This is a genomic window from Streptococcus sp. DD11, assembly GCF_001578865.1.
In the GTDB taxonomy this organism is placed as follows: domain Bacteria; phylum Bacillota; class Bacilli; order Lactobacillales; family Streptococcaceae; genus Streptococcus; species Streptococcus panodentis.
This window is the reverse complement of the sequence record NZ_KQ969393.1, coordinates 162618-164683: the sequence shown is the minus strand read 5'-3', so window position 1 is coordinate 164683 and position 2066 is coordinate 162618. Positions and strand designations below refer to the sequence as shown.

The 2066-nt window shown below is 51.0% G+C and carries 3 protein-coding genes and 1 pseudogene; 2 read left to right on the top strand and 2 right to left on the bottom strand.

The genetic code is table 11. From position 1 onward, the window contains the following. The coding region (locus STRDD11_RS04055; RefSeq protein WP_164828367.1) for an iron chelate uptake ABC transporter family permease subunit at positions 1-401 on the top strand (401 nt) is incomplete at its 5' end. Continuing rightward, positions 391-1395, top strand: a complete 1005-nt coding sequence (locus STRDD11_RS04050; RefSeq protein WP_128835660.1) for a FecCD family ABC transporter permease — start codon at positions 391-393, stop codon at positions 1393-1395. The genes STRDD11_RS04055 and STRDD11_RS04050, both read left to right, overlap by 11 nt. A gap of 56 nt (positions 1396-1451) precedes the next feature. Here STRDD11_RS04050 and STRDD11_RS04045 read toward each other — a convergent pair whose 3' ends face one another. Both STRDD11_RS04045 and STRDD11_RS04040 read right to left on the bottom strand, forming a co-directional pair. After that, positions 1452-1652, bottom strand: coding sequence for a CsbD family protein (locus STRDD11_RS04045; protein ID WP_128835658.1), 201 nt, complete (start codon positions 1650-1652; stop codon positions 1452-1454). Positions 1653-1721: 69 nt separating this feature from the next. After that, positions 1722-2066 (bottom strand): annotated as a pseudogene (locus tag STRDD11_RS04040) (DUF1803 domain-containing protein); the annotation flags it as partial.

The following is a 2066-nucleotide window of genomic DNA, read 5'->3' as shown; positions in this document are numbered from 1 at the left end:
CGCCCTTCATCCTCGTCGGCCTATTGCTGCTGCAGCTTTTTGCCCATCAGCTGACCGTTCTCAGCCTGAATGAAACAGTGGCCAAGGGACTGGGCCAGAAAACCACAGCCATGACCCTCTTTTTCATGAGCTTGGTCCTCCTGCTGTCCGCTGCTGCTGTTGCCTTGGTAGGCAGTATCGCCTTGGTAGGACTGATCATCCCCCACTTCGCTAAGTCTGTCAGCGGAAAGGACTATCGGAGGATCCTGCCCCTGACCAGTCTGCTGGGAGCTTTTTTTCTGCTCCTCTGTGACTTTGCCGCTCTCCACTTGGCCGGACTGCCGCTGAGCGCCCTGATCAGCCTGATCGTCCTGCCGGTCTTTCTCTGGCTGATGAGAAAGGGGGCCTTCTATGAGAAATAAAAACAGCCTGCTTCTGGTCTTAGGCAGTCTCAGTCTGCTCACCCTGCTGGTTTTCATCCTCTCCCTGTCTCTGGGAGACCAGCAGTTCAATCTCAGTGATACTGTACGCTATCTGCTGGGAAGCGGTGACAGCAGTCTTCAGTTCATTATGGGAGAAATCCGTCTTCCCCGATTGCTGGTCTGCCTGCTGGCCGGGGCATCTCTGGGCATGAGCGGCGTCCTTCTGCAGACCTTTAGCAGAAATCCCTTGGCTGACTCTGGGACCTTGGGCATCAACGCCGGTGCCGGAGTGGTCATTACACTGGCTATCAGCCAGCTGGAAGTCACCGACCCTCTTTACATTCGCTACCTGCCCTTCGTCGCCATGCTGGGCGGTATGCTGACCGTAGCCGTCACCTATCTGATTTCCCATCAGAAAGGACAGGCCATCCGTCCTGTCAAGATTATCATCTCCGGCGTGACCCTGTCCGCTATCCTGTCCTCCAGCATGATTGCGATTACCGGCCGGGTCAATCAAAACAAACTGACCTATGTGGTCAGCTGGCTGGCTGGGAAAATCACGGGGAACAACTGGGAAAGTCTGGCCATTGCAGGGCCTGTCCTGCTGCTGCTCTGGTTTCTGACCTACCAGCGGGCCTATCAGCTCAATATCCTCAGTCTGAATGATGAAACTGCTCTAGGACTGGGCCTTCATCTCAAGAGAGAGCGATTGCTGCTGCTTCTCTTGGCCAGTGCCTTAGTAGCCTTCAGCCTGTCGCTGGCTGGAAATATTGCTTTTATCGGCATGCTGGCCAGTCATATCAGCAAGCGCTTTCTGCCGAATGATCATCGCCTTCTTTTTCCGGCAGCCATGCTGCTGGGGGCCCTCATAATGACCATTGCGGATACGATAACGCGGGCCTTTCTGATAGGCACTGCTATTCCGACCGGTATTATCATTTCCATTATCGGGGCCCCTTATTTCCTCTATCTCCTCTGGCAGACACAAAAATAGGAGCAGGACCAAGAACTAAATTTTTTCAAATTTAGCTCTGTCCCGCTCCTATTTTTTTATTTATCCTTACTGAAGCTGTTTTTAAGGCCTTCAGCGGCTCCTTCGACAGCTCCTTTGACATCTTGGGCAACTTCTTTCACCTTGGCAGCGGTTTTTTCAACAGCTCCCTCAGCTTCTGTTTTAGTATCGCCTGTGACTTTTCCAAAACCTTCTTTGACTGCGCCCTTGGCTTGATCGAATTTTTCTTCTAATGACATAAAACTGCCTCCATTCTATTCCGGTTCTTGTGACCGTTTCCAATAGTATAAGATTTTATCAGTCTCCAGTCAATGATTTTGCTCAGAAGATTTGCTGTAAAAAATCAGCCTTTCCCTGTCAAAGTCCAGCTGCAGCTCATATTTGCCGGCTTCATTCTGCCTGATATAGCCTAGAATCAGCAGACTGTCTACGAAAATATCCCGCCTTTTCTGCAGGAGTTCATCTTTGCGGACATATTTCAATAAAAAAGCCGTCATGTATTTGAGAGCATACTGAGGATTGACATCGCCCAACACAGCATAGAGCGGCTTTTGCTCCTCAGACAGGGGATACTGCCGCTGCATCTTGTAAAAGTAATTCGCCAAAGTCAGCCGTTCGCGGGCAAAATCCGTTTCTTCGATTAAGAGAGCGGC

Bases quoted from the DNA above. Each gene is read 5' to 3' on its own strand.
- STRDD11_RS04050 (WP_128835660.1), top strand. From the start codon at position 391: ATGAGAAATAAAAACAGCCTGCTTCTGGTCTTAGGCAGTCTCAGTCTG.
- STRDD11_RS04045 (WP_128835658.1), bottom strand. From the start codon at position 1,652: ATGTCATTAGAAGAAAAATTCGATCAAGCCAAGGGCGCAGTCAAAGAA.